Here is a 22,640-nt window from a genome sequence, read left to right as displayed (position 1 = left end):
ATTTTTAATAATTGATATGCAAAAGTGGTGTAGAGAACTTTGCAAGTGTCAAAGTGAGTAAAGGGAAATATATGAAATGTGGTCTGCAATACTAGTAAAATCAACGATTGCAACATTTTGCAATCGGCTATTACTTAACTTAATAAAGGAGTATACAATGAGTTATGAATAAATATAATTTTGAAACAGAAATAATTAAAATATTAAAATTAAATATTCAAAATCACAAAGAAAAAGCATTAAATAAATTTCTTGAGTTTTTAAAGGAAAAAGGAACTCCAATTATTGAATCAATACATGATGACCCAGACAATTCATTAGTTACAATATTTTATTTTGCTGAAGAACCGACTGACAATGTGCTTATAATCTCATCAATACTACCAGGCTTAACTAATGAAAATATCGAAGAACACCTTCTTAATCGCATTGGTGATACAAATTTATGGTATGACACTTACAAAGTTAGGAATGACTTGAAATTTGCATACCATTTGTTTCCTAATGACTCTCTACTTATAGAATGTACAGAACGTTCCCAAAATAGGCGAGTAGATAAATTCAACAAAAATAAACTTACGTTAAATAGACACGGTATGTCTGAAGTGAATATATCATATGTTAACATGCCTAATTCAGATGAAAATCTTTGGCTTGAAGAAAGAAATAACATCCCAAAAGGCACGATTACAAAGCATGAATTCGAAAGTTCATATTTCTCAAAACCTAGAATTGTAAATGTTTATAAACCCTTTGGTTATAGTAATGATTCTTCACCTTATGGGTTTATTACATTGACAGATGGTCATGATTATATAAATATTCTTAGATCAGAACACGTTTTGAATAATTTAATTGCTGATAAAAAAATCCCGCCTATAGTAGCAATTTTTATTGATACTATAGATAATAGGCGTGAAGATTTATATTGCAATGATCTATTTTGTAGCTCCGTAGCAAATGAAATGATTCCTTGGCTTAGGAAAAAATACAACTTATCAGATGACCCACAAAAATCAATAATTTGTGGATTAAGCCTTGGTGGATTAACAGCTACATATATGGGGCTAAAACATTCTGATGTGTTTGGAAATGTGCTTTGTAACTCGGGTTCATTTTGGTATAATCCTATAAAATCAGATGAAAAAAAGCAATCTCAAGTAGCTATTGAAAAACAAGGTGCTGAACTTGATTGTTGGATGAGTTCTCAAATAAAGCTAAGTTCTAAGCTTCCACTTAAGTTTTATATGAATGTAGGTGTTCTTGAAAATAAAGAAACAATGATTAATAACTCAGTTAATGTTAAGAATACATTAAAATCATTGGACTATCATGTTGATTTTGAATTCTTTAAGAGTGGACATGACTATCTGAGTTGGGGACAGACACTTGCTAATGGATTGATTTCACTTATTGGATATCAGGAGGATAAAGAACAATATACCGAGGGTAGTGTTTCATAAATATTAGCAAGCTCAAGTCCCACGGTCCTTTCGCAATTACCCCTAGGGTGTAAATTCTTCCAGTGACAAACTGTGAAGATAATTAGAGAAATTATTAAAAAGTTCCATAGAACTCAAAGAAATAGTAGGTTAAAGATTGCTATATTTGTAATTATGGTTGTGATTAATATTATGAAATAGTGTATTCAAAAAGAATGAAACTTGCTAAATGTATATTAAGAGATCCATACAAGCTTCCAGAATAAGGACACCAGAGGTCTAGTGATTAGGAAGATCGCAGCTATGAACATTGGTATCAGTACTATCTAACAGGTGATCCAAATACTACATAAAACTAATGTGAACCTTTGAATAAATACAGTTTAGCCACTACAACATTTATTTGATGTAGTGGCTTTTGTTTTCATGGTATTTCTCCTTCTTGTTGTCCGTTTTGGATTAATTGAAACCATCATTTTGGTATGGTAAACTTATTTTGTATAATTATCCTAGAAAACTTTTTTGGAAAGTTGGAGCCAAAATTGAAGGCTTTGAGATCAAATTTATAATTTACAAGAAAGAACTATATATCATAACAGCTGGTGTGGCGTTATATAAGCCGTTAGCCGTGATAAATTTTTGAGAAAGCCTTATCTTCTTTATAAATTCCTTAAAAATGGTTGTTACCATAGTAGTAACAAACCATAAGGAGGACAATGATGAAGAAGAAAAGAAAAAAACATCTCATGATACGGCTTACAGTATTATCCCTGTTTGGGATGCTGACTGTAGCGGCACTTATATTTATGCGTTTCGGTGGCTTTGGCACTGGAGAAAATACGAGTCCAGAGGAGTTTGCGGCCTATGCGGGGAGGATAGAAGATATCACCATACCGGAGCAAGCCCAAATAATAGCCTTGGGCGAGGCAACTCACGGGAATGTGGAATTTCAACAGCTTAAGCTGGATGTGTTCAAAGGCATGGTGGAGAATTACGGTGTACGAGCCTTTGCATTAGAGGGAGACTACGGCGGCTGTGAACAGGTAAACCGCTACATTCACGGCGGAGAAGGCACAGCACAGGAGGCTGTGGCGGCAATCGGGTTTGCAATCTATCGTACCGAGGAGATGGCACAGCTTATTTCGTTCATGCGGCAGTATAATGAAAGTGCCGCCGAGGGCGAAGATCTGCGCTTCTACGGCTTCGATATGCAGAGATATGTTTACAGCTTTCGTTTTTTAATGGAAGCCTGCAAAAAGCTGGGCGTGGACACCGGGAATTTAGAAAAGCTTATGGTCGGTGATAACTGGAGCGATGAGTATGACTACCCTGCTAGAGTGGAGATGATAACCCATATCAAAACTGAGCTGGATAGCAAGGAAAACTCGGAACAGGCCATATACTTGGCAGATATGCTGTTACAGTATTGTGAGGTTCAAGTTACGGCAGACCCAGATTTAAGGGATAGGCTCATGGCGGAGAATACCAAATGGATCTCAGAGCAGGAGTGGGAGTCTGGACGTGAGCGTATCTTCGTTGCTGGACATAACAGTCATGTGGCAAGGTGGGGTAGCTATGACTCCATGGGCAAGCTGCTGGCAAATGAACTGGGCGAGGGCTACTATGTCATCGGCACGGATTTCTACAAAACTTACTGCAATATGCCCAATGGTTCTTCCGGACGCCGCACAAATCAGGTGTTTTACTCCCATGATCCGCTGGCCAAGGCGGCAAAAGTGGCGGGGATGGATATTTGCTGGTTAGACTTTGCAAAAGCTTCCGAAAGTCCCGTGCTGGCGGAGCAAATAGCACAGTATAACTATCTAGGCACCCTCGGTGAGAGCTATTCTTGGTTTATGCGCCTTTTGCCCCCAAGCTATCGGATGTTCCAGCCACCAGCAGAGTTGTACGATGGAATGATATTTGTGGCTGAGGCGAACCCGACAACTATAATCAGTGAAGAATAAATGGACAGCTCGCAAGAAAAGTCCTACAAAAATAAAAAAGGAGGTTAGTGTATGCCCAATATATTTGTAGTGGATGATGACCTTGATATGCTTGCCTTGGTGCGTGCCGCTTTGGAAAAGGACGGCCACCGGGTATACACCGAAGCGGATGCAGCTCATGTGCAGCCTGACCTATGTAGATTGTATGATCTTCTGCTGCTGGATGTGATGATGCCCGGTGAGGATGGCTTTTCCCTTTGCAGCCGTATTCGTGCCGAGGTGGATTGTCCTATCCTATTTTTAACCGCAAAGGCGGAGGATGCGGCTGTTGTACAGGGCTTTGGTCTGGGTGCTGATGATTACATAAAAAAGCCATTCAGTATTGCAGAACTGCGCGCACGGGTAAATGCCCATTTGCGGAGGGAGACGCGCCAGCCAACCCGCACTTTGAACCGGGGTGGCGTGCGTTTTGATATGCTGGCAAAGGTAGCCATATTGGACAAGCACACACTGCCTTTTACTAAGGGAGAGTATGCTATCTGTGAGTATTTGGCATTGCACGTGGGGCAGGTGTTTACAAAAGAACAATTATATGAAGCGGTTTTCGGCTTTGATGCTGAGGGTGATTCGTCGGCCATTGCGGAGCACATCAAAAATATCCGTGCCAAGCTGAAATTGGGTGGACTCAGTCCCATAGAAACTGTTTGGGGGGTGGGCTACAAATGGCGAAAAGACAGCGTTCTATAAGTCTTTCATTTGCTCTTTTGCGATTTGCTATCGTAATGCTTGGCTGTATGCTATTATGCTTCTTGGCGTGGTATATCGTCATGGTGCGATTTCAACACACTGGAGTCACTTATCACGGCTCTCTCTCAAACCAACAAGTAGAGCAAATGCTTGCTGGTGAGCCAAAAGCTTTTCTTCCTCCCGGTGACGATTTTCTGCCAGAGTACGCTTTGTTCGACCCAAATGGTCAGGTGTTGGAAAGCAATGTGAAAGGAAAGAAGCTGAAAACCCTATACGCTTTTTTTCGGGAAAACACCGGTGACATCGATATTTTGCAGCATACCTATGTGGACGGAAGCACCATAATTCTGCGCTGGTATTACAGGGCAGAGTTTACAAACCCTACCTTGCTTAAGCTGCTACCACCTGCTGAATATCTGGGACTAGTCACACTGGCTGTGGCATTGGTGCTTTGCCTGCTTCTGAATACCCTATGGCTCCGTCGATACCTTGCCGATAAACTGAAGCTGTTTAGCTGGGTAAGCGAAAAAGTAGGTTCGCAAGAGCTGGACTTTGACATTCCCCATGCTGGAATTCGTGAATACGATCAGGCGCTTGATGCCATGGAGCATATGCGGGAGGCATTGTACAGTGCTTTGTCTTCTCAGTGGACAGCACAGCAAAAACGAGAGGAGGAAATCGCAGCCCTCGCACATGATTTGAAAAATCCGCTAACCCTGGTGGGAGGCAATGCCGAGCTTTTGCTGGAAGAAGAATTGCCTGGGGACATCCGAAAAATGGTAGAAACAATTGTGGCAAGCAATGACCGAGCCAAGCAGTATGTCGCTAGCCTGCTGGAAGCCTCCACAAGTATAGAGGAGGCATTTGAAAGCACGAGCCTGAACATATTATTTGATGAGCTTTGCCATAGCACAATGCTCATTGCAGAAGCCAAGGGAGTTTACATGCAAACACAAAATAGCTTGAGGGGGACTGTGTACATTCAGAAAGATCATTTACTTCGAGCCCTCAGTAATGTGGTGCAGAATGCCATTGAGCATACACCGGCAGGAAGAAATGTATATTTGGAAGGAACCATGATAGAGGGCGGTTGGCAAGTGACTGTGCGTGATGAAGGTTCAGGCTTTAGCAAGGCGGCGTTGCACCATGGAACAGAGCGACTATGGCGCGGCGATCCAGCACGTGGTGCCGATGGACACAATGGTCTTGGCCTTTGGTTTGCATCAGAAGTAACAAAAACCCACGCAGGACAATTGGAACTGTGCAACTGCGACTCTGGTGGGTTGGTTACAGTTAATCTTGGCAAAACCTCTCCGATATGATTGATTAGAATGTGTGAAGCAACTGAAAAATTCTTATGCTAGGACATAGGATATCAATAAAACCCTCATGAAGTCAGAGAGTCACAGCTAAATTCCGCTATGTTCTTTAGAAAATCTAACTTATTGCAAAGTTAAACCGTTGTATCGTTAAGCTGATGCAATGGATCTTACTTTGCCTATATACCCCAAATAGTCCAAATGCACATTGATGTAGTCATGGAGAATATAAGATATAGAATCTAAAGCGTCACCAGATTAAGTTTCTGGGGATGCTTTAGATTTTTGAATTTATTAGGTAAGGTTAAAAAATTTATTTAGCTAACGGAAGAGTAATAACATATTCTGTCTTATAATTATGCTGAGATACATTTATATAATCTATGGTTCCATGCTGAGATACAATTATCATAAATTATTAGAATCATAATGTTTTTATGTTTTTATGTTCTTAGGGTATTCAAGCCTTAGAGCCAACAGGGTTTGAGGCCTCTAGGAAAACTGCTAATTTTGGTGCTGTTTTTAATTGGAATTCTAGTGGAATTATTTTGGTTATCTTTAAAATTAGAAGCTCAAAAAAAACTCCAACAATGAAATAAAACATAAGGCATCTTCAAAAATAAACAAATCAGTCTACTGGGATATTTGACTTAATATTTATTTTCAGATGCCACCCTATTATAAAATTTATAAAGTAATAGTAGACAAAATAAAATATTATTATATTGTGGTAGAAGTGAAAAGGAGTGCTTGGGAGGAGTTTTCTTATGGATGTATATAATTTGGCGTAAGTAAAGAGAGGGGTAAATGAAGAGGAATAGAGTTTTATATCTAGGGTTAATTATATTAGTTATTATATTTGGACTTTTATCAAGAAAGTATGCTTCATACATGCATTAGTAATTAGCAAATATTCAGGGGACACCTTATGGGCTTTAATGGTTTATATAGGTTTTGGGTTTTCATTATCTAAAAGTAAGATTAAATATGTGGCAATAGGCGCATTAATATTTTCTTATGGAATAGAACTATCTCAGTTGTACCAAGGACAATGGATAAATGTTCTTAGGGATACAACCATAGGAGGTTTGATTTTAGGTCATGGGTTTTTGTTTAGTGATTTAATCTGTTATACAGTGGGAATTGCAATTGGAATCATTTTTGAAGTTATATTAAGGAAATTTAGAAAGGTAATTTTGTAGCCTGTCATTTATATTAAAATAAAGAATAGACTTTAATTTTCACCATAGGAAGAATGAAGGAGTATTTTATAATTTTTTACTTTTGTGCTATTCTAATAATATATAAAGCTTTAATAATATTTTAGATTGGAATTATTTTTTCTAAGAAAGTGAGGATGGTCAATGTGAAAATTACTGAAGGATACATGCCTTTTGAAGGGTTTAAAACCTATTATCGCATAGTGGGTGAAGGAAGCATAGGAAAGAAGCCATTGGTGCTTCTTCATGGGGGACCTGGGTCTACCCATAATTATTTTGAAATGTTAGATAAAGTTGCTGAAAGTGGCAGACAAGTAATAATGTATGATCAAATTGGATGTGGAAAATCCTTTGTGGAGGGGCATCCCGAGTTATTTAACGCTGATACTTGGATAAAGGAGCTTGTAGAGCTAAGAAAGTATTTAGACCTTAAAGAAATTCATCTCCTAGGTCAATCATGGGGTGGAATGCAGGCTATTTGGTATGCCATTGACCATAAGCCAAAGGGAATTAAATCTTATATCCTTTCCTCAACCCTTTCTTCTGCAAAGCTTTGGGAAGTAGAGCAAAAAAGAAGGATATCATATATGGATAAGAAGGACCAGGAAGCACTACTGAATGCAGTGAATACAGGGGATTATTCTAGTGAAGCCTATGGAGTGGCCTTGGATAAATTCATGAAAATGTATTGTGCAGGAAAAGTTACAGAGGATTCTCCGGAATGTTTAAGAAGACCTAAAAAGTCTGGCACAGAAGCCTATATAGTGGGATGGGGACATAATGAATTTTCTCCAACAGGCACCCTAGCAGGCTATGAATTTACAGATAGACTCCATGAAATAAAAGAATCTTGCTTAATAACTAGCGGAGCCATAGATTTGAGCTCACCATTTATAGCAAAGACCATGTATGATAGAATCCCTAATAGTAAATGGGAGTTATTCCAGTACTCAAGACATATGCCATTTGTTGAAGAAAATGAAAAATATATAGAAGTTTTAAATAAATGGCTAGAGGAAAATGACTAGAATCCTCTTAGTATTTAAAATATTAACAGCCACCTGTGAAGTTTACAGGTGGCTGTTAATAGTAGAAGAGTTTTTGTAATTATTTTTCAACATAGAAAAATCAGCTTTAGTAAATAGAGTCTTTAATAAGATAATAAATGGAAAAGAACGAAAGAAATTGTTGAAATATGTAGAATAATTTGAAAATATGATAAGTGAAGGCATATCTATTGGTATTTTAAATTTAACAGTTGTTAAAGTGAATGATATAATGATTTAGAAAAAAGACATAAAAAGTGCGAAAAGGAGGTATTATGGATGAAATTCAATAAAATTCTTTCTATGGTTTTAGCAATGGTTATAATGGCTACTATATTAGTAGGTTGTAGCAATGGAGCTAAGGATGAAGGGAGCAAGGCTGATGCCGAAGCACCAACAGAGGTGACAATTACAGATCATGCAGGGAGAGAAGTAAAAGTAACAGGGAAGTATGAGAAGATTGTAAGTGGATATTATATTTCTACTTCAATGTTAATTGGGTTAGGTTTAGAGGATAGTTTAGTGGGGATAGAGGCAAAGGCTGAAAATAGACCTATTTATAAGCTAGCAGCTCCACAGTTATTAGATTTACCTAATGTGGGAACAGCTAAAGAGTTTAATTTAGAGGGATGTATAGAGCTTGAACCTGATTTAGTAATACTTCCTAAAAAGTTAACAGACCAGGCGAAAACTTTAGCAGATCTTGGAATTACAGTTATAGTAGTAAATCCAGAAAATGAAAAGTTGCTAAAAGAAACAGTGGAGATGCTTGCTACTGCTACAGGGACAACCAAAAGAGGAAATGATTTATTAGCATACTATGAAGATAAATATTCTGAATTAAAAGGTGTTACAAAGGATTTAGCTAAAAATCCAACAGTTTATATTGCTGGAACAAGCGATATCCTAACAGTTGCATCTAAGGCTATGTATCAAAATAGTGTTATAGAAAAAGCCGGTGGAATCAATGTGGTTTCAAATATTGAGGAAACAAACTGGAGTAAAATATCTTATGAGCAGTTATTAGCTTATAATCCAGATATGATAGTTATAATACCAGAAGCTCAATTCACTAAGGATGATGTACTTAACAACCCAGAATTAGTAGAGTTAAAGGCAGTAGTTGAAAAGAAAGTTTATGAAATGCCAAAAACCTTTGAGGCATGGGATTCACCAGTACCATCAGGGGTCTTAGGTACAATGTGGCTTTGTAGCATAATAAATGAGGACAAGTATTCCTTTGATACATTTAAGAAAGAAGCCGCTGAATTTTATAAGGAATTCTTTGATGTAGACATAAACAAAGAATTAATTACTAAGTAGGAAAAATATGAAGAGAAGAACAAGAATAATTTATATAGTATCAATTTTAATTTTATTAGCTACATTCTTTCTGTCATTGACGGTGGGAAGATATTCTATTTCAATAGAAGAGATAATCAATATAATGACAGGTAAAGAAGTTGGGTCTATGGCTAAAAATGTGTTTTATAACTTGAGATTACCGCGAGTTATAATGGCACTTTTAGCTGGAATAGGACTAAGTATGGCTGGTTCTATATATCAGACAATCTTTAAAAATCCTTTAGCTGCACCAGATTTAATTGGAGTTTCCTCAGGGGCTACGGCTGGTGCAGCTATTGCCATTGTATGGTTTCAAGGAGGAATGCTAACATCTATATTTAGTTCATTCACAGGGGGGATAATTGCGGTGATGGCAGTTATGGGGTTAGCGGGGCTCATAAAGCAACGTTCCGCTGCCACCTATGTGTTATCAGGAATTGCCATAAAGGCTATTGCCGATTCCATAATAATGGCTATGAAGTATTTTGCAGACCCCGAGAGACAATTGGCATCTATTGATTATTGGACAATGGGAAGTTTTTCAAATATTACCTTAACTAAGGTTAAATGGGTATTGCCTATTTTCTTATTAGGGTTTATCGGGATTGTAATTCTTAGGTGGCAGATAAATTTATTATCCCTAGAGGATGACGAAGCAAAAATGCTAGGAGTACGGGTTGGATTTACAAGGGCTTTGGTTTTAATAAATTCAACTTTATTAGTTGCCTCCACCGTATCTGTCACAGGAGTTATTAGCTTCGTGGGTTTGGTTTCACCACATATTGCTAGAATGCTGATGAAGAAAAGTGATTTTAGTACATGTATTTTAAGCGGTATTGTGGGAGGAATTATTATTATGTTTTCTGACCTGATAGCGAGAAGTCTGGGAAGCAGTGAAATTCCCATTAGTATAGTCACATCTATAATAGGTGTGCCATTTTTAGTATATTTACTTTACAAACAAGGAAGATGATATGAAAAAAGTATTATTTGAAGTAGAAAATTTAAGAGTTTGCTACGGCAACACAGAGATTATTAAGAACATTAATTTAAAGTTAAAAAGTGGCACACTTACAGGATTTTTGGGGCTAAACGGCACAGGAAAAACCACCATGCTTAAGGCAATTTGTGGACTAATTCCATGTGAGGTGGATTCCTGCAGGGCCTGTGGTGAAGAAATAGCTAATTTAAGTGAGAAGAAGAAGGCTTGCTATATAAGCTATGTGCCTCAAAGGAGTAATTTTACATATAATATCTCCACTATAGATGTGGTTTCTATGGGTTTTAATCCATATCTAAAGCTAATGCAATCACCTTCTAAAAAGCAAAAAGAGCAGGCTGCACAGGTATTAAAGTCTTTAAGCCTAGAAGAAAAAATTCATGTGGACTATCAAAAGTTAAGTGGAGGGCAACAGCAACTAGTAATACTAGCAAGGGCTATTGTACAAAATACTCCCATCATGTTTTTTGATGAGCCAGATAGTGCTTTAGACTTTCCTAATCATCACCTGATTTTGAATAAAATAGGTCAGGTTTTGAAGGAAAACAATTCTTGTGGGTTAATTACCATCCATGATCCAAACTATGCACTAACTTATTGTGATGAAATTTTACTTTTAAAGGATGGAGCTATTGTGGAGAGCATTGAGCCTAAGACAGCATCAAAGGATGAGATAAAGAAGAAATTATCAACTATATATAAGGATATAGAGATAATTGACTATAAAAAGCAGTACTACATGGTGAAAGAGGTATAACATGGAAAAAATATTAATAGCTGACTTATCTACAAAAGAAGTGACTTCATTGGAATATGATATTAATACATATAAACATTATGGAAGAGGCCTTACAAGGAATTTACTAGAGAGCACAGTGCCTGTAGAGGCAGGTAGGTATTCTAAGGAGAATGCCATAGCCTTTGTTCCGGGATTGTTTACAGGATGTAAGGTTGCAAGTACCTGCAGACTTATGGTAGCCACCAAGGCTGATAAAAATGGGGGAATGCAGTTAAGTAATGTAACAGGTAATTTCCCACAAAAGATGGCTTCCCTTTCCCTGGCTGGATTAGTTATAAAGGGAGCTGCAGAACACAAGAATGCAGTGGTACATTTAAGTGATAGGGGTGTGGAAATAATAACTATGCCACAGCTTGAAAATCAAAGTACATCAACAATCGTGAGAAAGCTAAAAGAAAAATTTGGACAAGATGCCGGAATCATAGCAGTAGGAAAAACAGCGGACATGCTTATGTCCTTAAGTAGCTTTATATGTACATATCCACAGGGGGAGCCAGAGTACAATTGCCCAAGAAGCGGATTTGGGGATGTATTTGGCAGTAAAGGTCTTAGAGCTGTAGTGGTAACGGGAAAGGGATACTTCAATAGACCATGTGATGAAGAGGAGCTGTTCCTAGCTACAGGGAAAAAACTTGCAAAGCTAATTATTGATAATGATATCTGTGGAGGAGCTTTGCCAGCCTATGGTTCTGTAACATTAATAGACATTCTAAAGGATAAGGAGAAAACTCTTCTTAAGCTGAAGGAAGATAAGGAACATAAAAAGGCAGCAAGTGAAGTTGATAGAAGTAAAAAGAAAACAAGTAAAAGGGTGAATTTTTGTTGCGGACCAATGTGTGTTATAGGTTGTCTAAACAGACATTCAGTAAGTGATGGAGCAGTTTATGCAGCTCCAGATGAAAGTGAAATCCATGAAGCATTGAAGAGCTGTTATGGCATAGATGACTATGAATATACAAAAGTAATCAGAGAGAAGTCCTATGAGTTAGGAATAGTTGGGACTGAATTTGTAACAGCTTCAAAGATGTATTTTGAAGCTACTGGTATTGGCAGTGGGAAGAGGGAAATATTAGAACTTTTAAATGAAATAGAAAAGGGTACAGTCATAGGGAGATTAGTAGCATCACGAACCCATGGAATTCTAAGTCTATATCCTGATAATGAAAGACTATATCAGCATCTTGATAGAAAGGCCATAGAAGATGAAGGGAATTTTCAGGTGTCATTACATAAATTTAGTGATGAATTAGAGGATATTTCCCATATGGATTTACTCTATGCTCAAATATTTGTACTAGAAAATCTAGGCTTCTGCATATTTTCATCCTTTGCAACGGTGAATAGTAAGGAGTCATTAGAACTAATGGCACAGTTATTTACCTATAAAACTGGCATTGAAGTTACAACCATAGACTTAATTAAATATGCTAGAGGATGTATGGAGGAAGAATTGAATTATGCAAGAATCAATGGTGAGGGAAATATAAACAAAAATATTCCTCCATTCACTAAAGTCTTGTATAGGTATTTTGCCAATTAATACAGGGTGAAATAGAATTAAAAGGGAAGCCAAACAAGGCTTCCTTTTTGTTATAAATATGAAGTTACAAAAATTTAAGGGTAGTGTTTAATAGAATCTGTTGGAAAAATTTATAAGTGGTAACATTCATTGCAATATTAATAACAGTTCATATGGGGAAGACCTATGAGGTAGAACCTTCGAGGTTCAGTAAATTACTATGTACAAGTCTTATGCAGAGCATAGGGATTTTCTTTTATTGAAGAATAAGTTTTTAAAATTCCTAGTTAGTTCATGTTATCTTAAGATCACACTCTGAAGTTGAAGTAATTATTAAGGAAGTTTTTCTGTTACTTTAGGTTAAAGTTTAAGTGTAAGGCTATAATCAATAGTAAGAAAATAACTAAAGTGGTATAATAGTAAACAGGATAAAAATATCAATTGATTTAGATATAAATGAAAAGGGGATATTATGAATAATATATATTTTGCACTATTAATTACATTACTAGCAGGACTTTCAACTGGAATAGGGGGCTTAATAGCCATCTTTTCGAAGAAAGATAATAAAAATTTTTTGTCTATTAGTTTAGGTTTTTCAGCAGGCGTTATGATATATGTTTCTTTTATTGAAATATTTCAAAAGGCTAAAGTTTCATTAATAGCAGCATTAGGTGAAACTAAAGGGCATTGGATTACGGTTTTAGCCTTTTTTGCAGGAATGCTATTAATTGCATTAATAGACAAAGCTATTCCATCACAAGATAATCCTCATGAAATTTGCGCTCTTGATGATTTAGAATGTCAAAAAGAATTGGAGAATAAAACACTTAAAAGAACGGGAATACTTACGGCTTTAGCTATAGGTATTCATAACTTTCCAGAAGGATTAGCGACCTTTATATCAGCTATGCAAGATTCTAGTGTGGCAATTCCAATAGCTATAGCAATCGCATTGCATAATATACCTGAGGGTATAGCAGTTGCAGTACCTATGTATCATTCAACAGGAAGCAAGAAAAAAGCATTTTTATATTCTTTAGCATCGGGTATATCTGAACCAATAGGTGCAATAGTAGGGTTTTTACTGCTAAGAAACTTTTTTAATGATTTAACATTTGGTATTATATTTGCATCTGTTGCTGGAATTATGGTATTTATATCTTTAGATGAATTGCTTCCAGCTGCAAGAGAATATGGGGAGCATCATTTATCTATCTACGGATTAATATCTGGTATGATGGTTATGGCATTAAGTTTATTATTACTACAGTGATTAGCGAGCATCAAATATTTTCACTGAGAAATAGCAGCCTCTTACAGAGGTAAGCAACTTAGAAGAGTTATAAAAGGGGACTATTAACATGAATTATCTAATCAAAAATGTTTCATCTAAAGAAGAACTTGAAAAGACCTTTGATTTCTTTAAAATGATTTTTATAGGTATGCCTGTTGTGGACAATCCAGAATATTCCCTTGAAAAATGGGAAGAACGGATGAAAAAGCACGGGGATCTGATGCTGTATGCAAGTTTAGGCAGTGAAGTAATAGGTATTGTTTTTGGTAGGATTAATGATAACTGCAGCATTACCATGGGGCCGGTAGCCATCCACGAAGATTATAGGAGTATTGGAATAGCAAAAGAGATGATCGTTCTGCTAGAGGAACGGGCGATACATTATGGGGTTAAGTCTATCAATCTTGGCGCGGTTGAATCTGCCGAAAGATTTTATACCAAACTTGGGTATATAGGTTCATTGTTAATACAATCTCAAATCCATAGCATAGATCAACTACTTTCATTAAATAATAGACATAAGGTTGAATTTACAAATATCTACGACGGCAAAGTTAGTCAGGTGTGCTTCGAATTGGCGGAACCAGATAGGGATTTACAGAAAGAATATGAGGCAGTTTTTCCAGGTTGCTACACCCAAATGATATATTGTAAAAATATTTAAGCTACAAGTTAAAGCATCATATACTAGGTTAAATAATCTTCTTTTTAAGAAGTGGTAAATTTTAAGGACTTCAAGCTATAAAAGCTAGAAGTCCTTTTTGAATATATGGAATAATGATTTTGGAGATCTAGTAATTGCCAGGGGCAAGCACTAGCTACTAAATATAAGAATTTAAATATAAAGAGTTTGGCTACTATACTAGATTGTTAAATCTAGTGAAATTGGCTATAATATAAGAATAGCAGGGTATGGTAGATTCTATGGATTTAGTAAGAGAGGTGAGTAATTTTGAAAAAAATAAATTTAGGAATAAGTGACTTTAAAAAAATAATAGATACAAATAGCTATTTTATTGATAAGACATTAATAGTTAAAGAATTTTTAGAAGATACTGGTGAAATAGTTCTAGTTCCAAGACCAAGGCGTTTTGGAAAGACTTTAAATATGTCAATTTTAAGATGTTTTTTAGAAAAGTCTACTGAGGATACATCTTATCTTTTTAAAGGCTTAAATATAGAAAAAGAAACAGAAATAATGAAGAAACAAGGTTCCTTTTCCCTTATATATTTAACTTTCAAAGATGATAAACATAATAGTTTTAAAAAGTTTATAGATGTGTTCAGCCATAAAGTTTCTAGCCTTTATGGTTCATTTAAATATTTATTGGAATCGATTGATGATATTGAAAAGGAATATTTTAATAATATTTTATATAGAAAAAGTAGTGTGGGAGAATTAGAAATATCTTTATTAAAGCTTACCGAGTATATTAACAAGGTTACTAAAGAAAAAGTTATCATACTTATAGATGAGTATGATACTCCAATTCATGCTGGTCACTTTGAGAATTATTATAATGAAATAATAGGATTTATGAGAAACTTTTTATCAGCTGCCTTAAAGGATAATGTAAATATAGAAAAAGCAATGCTTACAGGAATTCTTAGAGTTGCGAAGGAGTCAATATTCTCTGGTATGAATAACCTTAAAGTCTATACCTTACTAAGTGAAGAATATTCAAAGTTTTTTGGATTTACAGAAGAAGAAATAAGTTCAGTTTTAGAAGACTTTAATTGCATAGATGAAGTAAATGAATTTAAGAGTTGGTACAATGGTTATAAATTTGGGAGTGAAACAATTTATAATCCATGGTCTGTACTTTATTATTTATCAGAAAGAGTAAGGGAGTTTAAACCTTATTGGGTTAATACAGCTGATGATAAGATTATAAAAAGTCTTTTAGCAGAAGGAACTGAAGAAATAAAGGTGGGTCTTGAAAATCTTTATAATGGTGGATATGTAGAATCAGAAATAAATGAAGATGTTGTTATGAGTGAATTATCTATGGATAAAAATAACTTGTGGAGTTTTTTACTTCTTTCAGGATATTTAAACCCTATAGAAAAAAGAAAAGAAAATGATATATTTAAATATAAACTTGCTGTCCCCAATATAGAAATCAAAACTATGTATAAAAGGGTAATTGAAAAATGGTTTTGTGAAGGGTTTATATCAAATGATTTTACAAATATGCTGAAAGCCTTAGTGATAGGAGAAGTTGAACTTTTTGAAGAATATTTTTCTGATTATGTATTAAAAAGCTTTAGCTATTTCGATATCTCAGGAGAAAATCCAGAAAGAGTATATCATGCTTTCATTCTAGGAATGCTGGTTTCGTTGGATAAAACTCATGAAATTATTTCAAATAGAGAATCAGGACTTGGAAGATATGATGTAAGTTTAATACCAAAGGTGTACACTGAAAAGCCTGGTATAATAATGGAATTTAAAAGTATAAAAATAAATTCAAAAATGACTTTAGAAAAAGGTATGGAAAATGCTATAAAGCAAATAAATAATAAGTTGTATGACACTGAATTAAAAACTCGAGGTGTTGAAAATATAATAAAGATAGCTCTTGTATTTAAAGGTAAAGAAGTATTCATAAAACAAGCTTAATTACAATAAATCAAAAGTAAATCTCCTTTTTAAGAAATAGTACATTTTAAGGACTTCAAGCTATAAAAGCTAGAAGTCCTTTTTGAATATAAAAATATAATTAACTCTGTGAGATATTAACATGCCACAATTAGTTATCAACTATGAACTCCACAGCTTTCAAAGTTTTTTCAGCTAAATCTTTAGGATACTTATGGCCAATTCCTGTATTAATATAGTATTTATAGGCAAGTCCACTTTCCTTAAATATCTTTAAAAGATGCTGAACAACTGGGTCAGTGTACTGATCTCCTTCAAGGATAACTATTTTTGTTTTTCTTTCTGCTAATTTCCTTGTGTCTTTAAGTTCTATGCTATCTAAATAATCACCAGGGCATAATGCAATAACTCCTTTTATTGGAATTGTGTTATGAAAAGCAATATCAATAGAGGTAGTTGCACCACCAGAGAAACCTCCAATTAATACACAAGTTTCATCAATGGAATAGTCTAATAATAATTGTTCATAGCAATCTTTAAGTTCTTTTCTTGATAGGAGTGGATCACGAAGCCAGCCAAAGCTGTTGTGGAAATAGATTTGAGATGATTGCGGATATACAACTATGTATCCTTTTTCCAAAAGTGCATCAGGCTTCCAACAGCAGCTAGCATTTTTTATGTTGCAACCAAATCCATCACCATGTAGACAAAAGAATAATGGATGTTTTTTTGTTGGATCATAAGATTTTGGAAGGTGAACTTCATATTTGAACTTAGAATTTTCTTTGGCTTGCTGAAGTCGTTTTATGTTCAAATTACTAAGACCCTCATATTCAGGGTGTTCCCTTAAGAAATTAAAGTTTGACCAGTGTAGGGGAAGTGAATAACCTTTTTCAAGTGATTTTTTTATAACCGTAAGGCAGCCCTCACTATTATCAGTCTGATTATATATCATAGCTTCATAAATCATAAGTTTAAATAGATTTTCTTCGTATTCATCTTTTGGTAAAAGTTCATTTGCATGATGGAGTATATTTAAAGCTTCATCATATTTTTTTTCAAGGAAAGGTGTTAAATAATATTCTTCAAATTCACAAAAATTTCTATAATTCATAAGTATCTCCTTTAATTAACATTTACTTAAATTGTTAGCAATAGGGTAATTATAACAGAAAAATCTTTACAAAGATATGTAAAGATTGGTTATAAATGTTTACTTGTAAGGTTAATAATGTATAATAATTTATAGGATAATGGTTATAGTACTTAAATTTTATAAAGAAATTAAGTCCAGAATGGAGATGTAATATGGAAAAGAAAAAATATTTTGGCTCGTTTTTAATGAAATACTTGAAAGGTCAAAGAAAAACCATGACATTACTGATAGTATTTTTTATTGCGAATATTATGCTTCAAATCCTTGCTCCCCAGGTGTTAAGTTATTTTATTGATTCAGCCCAATCCGGAAAATCACTTAAATATATAAGTTTGATAGTTTTGATTTACCTCGGTACAATCATTCTGAAGATGGTCGTGGGGGTATGCGAGTCATATTTCGTACAGGGTTTCGGATGGAAAATCACTAATTCATTTAGAAAAGATGTGTTGGATCACTTTCTGAAAATTGATATGGAGCATCATGAAAAGTGGACAAGTGGTGAGGCTATAACAAGATTAGATGAAGATGTGGAAGGGCTTTTCACATACTTTTATACGCTGATTTTCAAGCTAGGGTCAAGCACCCTGTTTATGCTGGGCGCTCTGACAGTTTTAGCACGAAAAAATCTGGTCATTGCTGGTGCGATGCTGGTGTTTTGTATTGCTTCAGTTTGGGTCTTCAAGGCCATACAGGATTACGGTACGAAATTATATGTACGCCGCTTGGCAGCAGTTTCTAAATTCAATGGGATCATGAAGGAAAGAATTGATAATGCTGTTGAGATACGCACAAATGCTGCAGAGAAATATTCGCTTTACAGCTTGAATGAGGCAATGAAAAAGCGGTTTAAGGAGAGTTTACCAGCAGGGATGATGTACTCAAAGCTTTGGAGTGCGTCAACGGCTCTCGATGCAGTTTCAACGGTGGGTACGTTAGGTATTGCCGTTGTGCTGTTTGGCAAGGGTCTTATTACCTTGGGAACAGTATATCTTATTTATTCATATTCGAAATTAATCTATAACCCCCTTCAGGAATTCAGAAATAATCTTAGTGGTATGCAGGAGGCAAAAGCTGGAATTATAAGGGTTATGGAAATGTTAGATATTGAGAGTGGAATTGCTGAAGGAATACGAGAAATAGACGGGAAAGATATAACTCTTACAGTAAAGGCTTTAAGTTTTGGGTATTCTGAGAATAATGATGTGCTTCATGATATCAGCTTTCAGTTGAAGCGTGGAGAAAGACTAGGTATTATGGGTGAGACGGGGTCAGGAAAAACCACACTGGCTAAGCTTCTAGCAAGACTGTACGAGTTTAAACAGGGTGAGATACTGCTAAATGGAGTCAGTGTAAAAGAACTGAAAGGTAAAAATCTGCGGGATACAATTGCATACTGTACTCAAGATGTTCAGTTTCTACACGGAACCTTACGGGACAACATTACAATATACAACGATGATTTTTCAGATGAGGACATATATAATGCCATAAAACAAATGGGTCTGGAGAAGTGGTTCCAAAAGTTTCCTGAAGGGCTGGATACATACTTAGAGATGGGTGAAAACAATCTATCAGCAGGTGAGGCTCAGCTGATTTCTATAATCCGTCTATTCCTTAAAGATCCAGCAATAGTTATTCTGGACGAAATTTCTTCACGGCTGGATTATGTGACTGAGCAGAGAATTTTATCTGCAATTGATGCTCTTACAAATCACAGGACGGTAATCACCATTGCTCATAAGATTTCTGCACTGAGATGGAGTGACGACATAATGATACTAAACCATGGAAGAATAGTTGAATACGGTAGAAAAGAAGAGCTAGAAGAAGATGAATCTAGTAGGTTTTACAGCCTGTGCAAAGTAATGGAAACTGAACAGGGAGGTGAGAAGAAATGAAAAAATCAGGGTTTTCTAAGCTTTTGCGGCGTCTACTAGTTTATAAGCCGTGGATTTTCATTATTAGCCTACTTTGCAATATATTGATTTTTTCACAAGCCGCAGCAGTGGCATATTTTGTACGTGAGATTTTAAACACTGTTGAAGTTGGGGTACGTAGCGGGTCAAGTACACTTATGGGAGTAGAGCTGCTACTTGTAGGTATTCTTGGGGTTTCCTTGGTGAGAATTGGTGCCATTATGGTATGTGCAGTAATGGATAATCTTCAGAAATTCTATTATGAAAATCTTCTGAGAAACAACATAATGAAAATTATATATAAGAAGGATAATATCAAAAATATCACAGGTAAGTCAGAAAAGGCTTTTGAAGTTGTTGACGATGATGTTCCAGCCTGCGCTTTTCCAGTGGAACTTCTGTCGGAAGTGATGGGATTTGTTGTGTATTCTTTGATTGCAATGGCATCACTCTTGATAATCAACTGGAGAGTAACGATATATATATTTATCCCACTGTCCATTGCAATACTGATAATTAGCATTGCTTCAAAGAAGATCAAAGGAAACCGTAAGTTAAACCGTGAAATTCAAGAAAAGGTGAGCGAGACAATCAGTGACATAGCCAATGTCGTTCAAACAATTAAAATTTCTGGTGAGCAGGAAAGTGTACTGAAACATTATGAAAAGTTGAACAGAGAAAGGCTTCATGTTGTGTTGAAGGATAAGTTGTTTGAATCAAGTCTGCAGGCTGTAACGGGTAGCACTGTATATATTGGTACGGCTATTATGTTATTTGTTGTTGCGAAGAGTATGATGCAGGGAGAGTTTCCTATAGGAGACTTCAGTATGTTCGTGTATTATCTCGGAACTCTTGTAAGTTGCGTGGATAGGATTACGGAACTTGTGTCTGAAACAAAGCAGGCAGAGGTTTCATATGACCGAATTATTGAACTTGTGGGGAACGAAAATGAAAGTGAACTCACCGAAGACTATGATTTAAAAGTATTTGGGGATATGGCAAAATTCCAATATGAACCTATGGAAAGAATGCCAATGAAGCAGTTTGATGTAAGGAATCTTACATACTGCCATGATGACAGAAATGGTATATACGATATAAGCTTTACGTTGAAGCCGGGAGAGGTTGTGGTGGTGGCAGGTGGTATTGGTTCTGGAAAATCAACTTTGCTCAATGTTTTAATGGGAGTGCTTCCAAAAGATTCGGGTCAGATTTTCTGGAATAATACTGATATTCAGCATCAGAAGAAGTTCTTCGTACCACCTAATGTAGCATACACACAACAGATTACGAAAATGTTCAGCAATACTATACGTGAAAATCTACTACTCGGCAGACCTGCTAGTGAGATGGAAATCATCAAAGTACTGTACAATGCAGTATTTGAAGGTGATGTTGCCGAAATGGAAAAAGGACTTGATACAGAGGCTGGTAGCTGTGGCAATAGACTTTCGGGAGGTCAGAAGCAAAGATTTGCACTGGCAAGAATGTTCATTCATGATGCCGAGTTGTATCTTATGGATGACAGCTCTAGTGCAATTGATATCGAAACGGAAAAGGAATTCTGGAACCGGTTTGAGGACAATATTGCTAGAAAGCAATTCGCTTGTATAATTGCATCAAACAAAAAACATGTATTAGACCGGGCAGATAAAGTTATGGTTTTGAAGAATGGTCATGTAATTGACTACGGAAAGGCAGATGAATTGTCAATACGGTGTGAGGAATTTGCTAGGATTTATATGGGGAAAGATTTTGAATAATACATATAAATACTATATACCACGCAGAATGTGAGTTTGCCGGTGGTAGGCTCTTGCTAAATCATAATGGTATATTTTAAAACTTTTAAAAAAGCATCTCATAGGAGGTGCTTTTTTCATACCCATTTTTAGGCAGTAAACATAATGAAAATACAGGTAAAATCTATTATAAGATGTATTGTGATTTTTTAAAATTCCAAAGTGGAGATAAACGTAAAAAATAAACATAGTATATTGACACTACCACTACTAAGTGATACTATATAGTGGTAGTAAGTAATACTGAATACAAGTGATACTATATAGTGAGAGGTGATACCAATGGAAAATATAACGGAAATGTTAAAAGGTGTACTTGAAGGCTGTGTTCTTGAAATAATCAGCCATGAAGAAATATATGGTTATGAAATTACAAGGCGGCTGAATGCCCTTGGTTTTTCAGATGTTGTAGATGGAACTGTGTATACCATCTTGGTGAGGATTGAGAAAAATAAATTGGTGGAAACAACGAAAAAGCCATCAGAGATGGGACCTCCAAGAAAGTTTTTTACGCTTAATGAGGCTGGACGTGAGGAACTTAAGAAGTTCTGGGGAAAATGGGAATTTGTTTCAACAAAAATTAATCAATTAAAGGGGGAAGGAAAAGATGTTTGATTCTATTATTAAACTTATTATAGGTGATCTTGATGATAAACGAGCTTATAAACAAATGATGAAAAGGGTGGATGTACTACCGAAGGATTATAAGTTTGCATTTCACAAAATTCAAAATTATATATACACCGTTGGCTCAATTAACGCTGACATGAGTATATTTAAGGATATGACTATGTTTACAGATTTGATAGATTTATTCGAAGCTAGTGCGGTAGAAGGTAGACTGGTTATTGATGTGATTGGTAGTAACGTGGATAGCTTTAGTGATGAGTTTATGAGTGCTTATATTACTAATGAAGAAACTCAACGAGAAAAACTAAATAAAGAGATTATAGAAAAGTTTAAGAAGGAGGAAAAATAACCGTGATGAAGCTAATCAAAAAAATGTTTGGTGACAAAAAAGAGTATAAGGATCAAATGGTAAGGGCAGAAGAGCTACCAGAAGACTATAAGTTTGTATTTGAAAAAATTCATGGATATATGTGGGGTTTCGCAGGTGGAGACGGGTCTGATATGTTGAAAACTCAGCAGGAATTGTTAGAGTTGTTTGAAATCAGCGCAGCGGAGGGCAAGCATGTTCTTGAAGTTACAGGTGAAGATGTGGCTGGGTTTTGCGATGAGTTTTTACGTGACACGAAAAAATGGACGGACTTTTATGGTGAAAAATTAAACCGTGCCATGTTGAATAAATTAGGGAATAAAAATGATGTTAAATAAAGATATTTGTACGGTTACTATATTGGAAGTGAAAAATTTATTGTAAATGGGGAAGACAGCATTTTACTTAAAAAAGATATTCTATGACAAAAAAGATATGAAGATGAAATTAATCATCTTCATATCTTTTTAAGGCATCTTAAAATA

General features: G+C 35.6%; 19 protein-coding genes. 18 read left to right on the top strand and 1 reads right to left on the bottom strand.

Going from position 1 to position 22,640, the window contains the following annotated elements; genetic code table 11:
* Window positions 1-164 precede the first annotated feature (164 nt).
* From RSA29_RS15790 to RSA29_RS15730, 13 genes are all read left to right on the top strand, one after another.
* Entirely contained in the window at window positions 165-1,463 is a 1,299-nt protein-coding gene (locus RSA29_RS15790) for an alpha/beta hydrolase-fold protein (RefSeq protein WP_346944032.1), read from the top strand.
* A gap of 698 nt (window positions 1,464-2,161) precedes the next feature.
* Window positions 2,162-3,409 carry an erythromycin esterase family protein gene (locus RSA29_RS15785; RefSeq protein WP_346944033.1) on the top strand — a complete coding sequence of 416 codons (1,248 nt, stop codon included), beginning with the start codon at window positions 2,162-2,164 and terminating at the stop codon, window positions 3,407-3,409.
* A 51-nt stretch (window positions 3,410-3,460) separates the two neighbouring features.
* Window positions 3,461-4,135: a response regulator transcription factor gene (locus RSA29_RS15780; protein WP_346944034.1), complete on the top strand. Its 675-nt coding sequence runs from the start codon at window positions 3,461-3,463 to the stop codon at window positions 4,133-4,135.
* A complete protein-coding gene (locus RSA29_RS15775) occupies window positions 4,111-5,457 on the top strand; it encodes an ATP-binding protein (RefSeq protein WP_346944035.1) in 1,347 nt (448 codons plus the stop codon). Before RSA29_RS15780 ends, RSA29_RS15775 begins: the two co-directional genes overlap by 25 nt.
* A 935-nt stretch (window positions 5,458-6,392) precedes the next feature.
* Window positions 6,393-6,656, top strand: a complete 264-nt coding sequence (locus tag RSA29_RS15770) for a DUF2809 domain-containing protein (RefSeq protein WP_346944036.1) — start codon at window positions 6,393-6,395, stop codon at window positions 6,654-6,656.
* A gap of 164 nt (window positions 6,657-6,820) precedes the next feature.
* A complete protein-coding gene (gene pepI, locus RSA29_RS15765; RefSeq protein WP_346944602.1) occupies window positions 6,821-7,702 on the top strand; it encodes a proline iminopeptidase in 882 nt (293 codons plus the stop codon).
* Window positions 7,703-7,999: 297 nt separating this feature from the next.
* Window positions 8,000-9,043: an ABC transporter substrate-binding protein gene (locus tag RSA29_RS15760; RefSeq protein ID WP_346944038.1), complete on the top strand. Its 1,044-nt coding sequence runs from the start codon at window positions 8,000-8,002 to the stop codon at window positions 9,041-9,043.
* A gap of 7 nt (window positions 9,044-9,050) precedes the next feature.
* Window positions 9,051-10,037 carry an iron ABC transporter permease gene (locus RSA29_RS15755; RefSeq protein ID WP_346944039.1) on the top strand — a complete coding sequence of 329 codons (987 nt, stop codon included), beginning with the start codon at window positions 9,051-9,053 and terminating at the stop codon, window positions 10,035-10,037.
* A 1-nt stretch (window position 10,038) separates the two neighbouring features.
* Complete coding sequence (locus tag RSA29_RS15750) at window positions 10,039-10,821, top strand: ABC transporter ATP-binding protein (RefSeq protein WP_346944040.1); 783 nt, start codon at window positions 10,039-10,041, stop codon at window positions 10,819-10,821.
* 1 nt (window position 10,822) lies between these two features.
* Window positions 10,823-12,403 carry an aldehyde ferredoxin oxidoreductase N-terminal domain-containing protein gene (locus RSA29_RS15745; RefSeq protein ID WP_346944041.1) on the top strand — a complete coding sequence of 527 codons (1,581 nt, stop codon included), beginning with the start codon at window positions 10,823-10,825 and terminating at the stop codon, window positions 12,401-12,403.
* A gap of 451 nt (window positions 12,404-12,854) precedes the next feature.
* Window positions 12,855-13,658: a zinc transporter ZupT gene (gene zupT / locus RSA29_RS15740; protein WP_346944042.1), complete on the top strand. Its 804-nt coding sequence runs from the start codon at window positions 12,855-12,857 to the stop codon at window positions 13,656-13,658.
* Window positions 13,659-13,746: 88 nt separating this feature from the next.
* Window positions 13,747-14,343 carry a GNAT family N-acetyltransferase gene (locus tag RSA29_RS15735; RefSeq protein ID WP_346944601.1) on the top strand — a complete coding sequence of 199 codons (597 nt, stop codon included), beginning with the start codon at window positions 13,747-13,749 and terminating at the stop codon, window positions 14,341-14,343.
* A gap of 288 nt (window positions 14,344-14,631) precedes the next feature.
* Window positions 14,632-16,302 (top strand): AAA family ATPase, encoded by a 1,671-nt coding sequence (locus tag RSA29_RS15730; RefSeq protein ID WP_346944043.1) that lies wholly within the window; start codon window positions 14,632-14,634, stop codon window positions 16,300-16,302.
* A gap of 130 nt (window positions 16,303-16,432) precedes the next feature.
* Here the strand turns inward: RSA29_RS15730 and RSA29_RS15725 are convergent, their stop codons facing one another.
* Window positions 16,433-17,395, bottom strand: a complete 963-nt coding sequence (locus RSA29_RS15725) for a hypothetical protein (protein WP_346944044.1) — start codon at window positions 17,393-17,395, stop codon at window positions 16,433-16,435.
* A 194-nt stretch (window positions 17,396-17,589) separates the two neighbouring features.
* On the opposite strand from RSA29_RS15725, the gene RSA29_RS15720 reads away from it, so the two are divergent.
* The 5 genes from RSA29_RS15720 to RSA29_RS15700 all read left to right on the top strand — a co-directional run bounded on the left by RSA29_RS15720 (window position 17,590) and on the right by RSA29_RS15700 (window position 22,493).
* Window positions 17,590-19,338 carry an ABC transporter ATP-binding protein gene (locus RSA29_RS15720; RefSeq protein ID WP_346944045.1) on the top strand — a complete coding sequence of 583 codons (1,749 nt, stop codon included), beginning with the start codon at window positions 17,590-17,592 and terminating at the stop codon, window positions 19,336-19,338.
* Complete coding sequence (locus tag RSA29_RS15715) at window positions 19,335-21,119, top strand: ABC transporter ATP-binding protein (protein ID WP_346944046.1); 1,785 nt, start codon at window positions 19,335-19,337, stop codon at window positions 21,117-21,119. Before RSA29_RS15720 ends, RSA29_RS15715 begins: the two co-directional genes overlap by 4 nt.
* A gap of 321 nt (window positions 21,120-21,440) precedes the next feature.
* Window positions 21,441-21,773: a PadR family transcriptional regulator gene (locus RSA29_RS15710; RefSeq protein WP_346944047.1), complete on the top strand. Its 333-nt coding sequence runs from the start codon at window positions 21,441-21,443 to the stop codon at window positions 21,771-21,773.
* Entirely contained in the window at window positions 21,766-22,137 is a 372-nt protein-coding gene (locus RSA29_RS15705) for a DUF1048 domain-containing protein (protein ID WP_346944048.1), read from the top strand. Before RSA29_RS15710 ends, RSA29_RS15705 begins: the two co-directional genes overlap by 8 nt.
* Before the next feature lie 5 nt (window positions 22,138-22,142).
* Window positions 22,143-22,493, top strand: a complete 351-nt coding sequence (locus RSA29_RS15700; protein ID WP_346944049.1) for a DUF1048 domain-containing protein — start codon at window positions 22,143-22,145, stop codon at window positions 22,491-22,493.
* Window positions 22,494-22,640: the final 147 nt, after the last annotated feature.

Source organism: Clostridium sp., assembly GCF_036660475.1.
GTDB lineage: Bacteria > Bacillota > Clostridia > Clostridiales > Clostridiaceae > Clostridium_J.
Note: the sequence above shows the minus strand (reverse complement) of the source record. Positions and strands in the feature narration are given on the sequence as shown.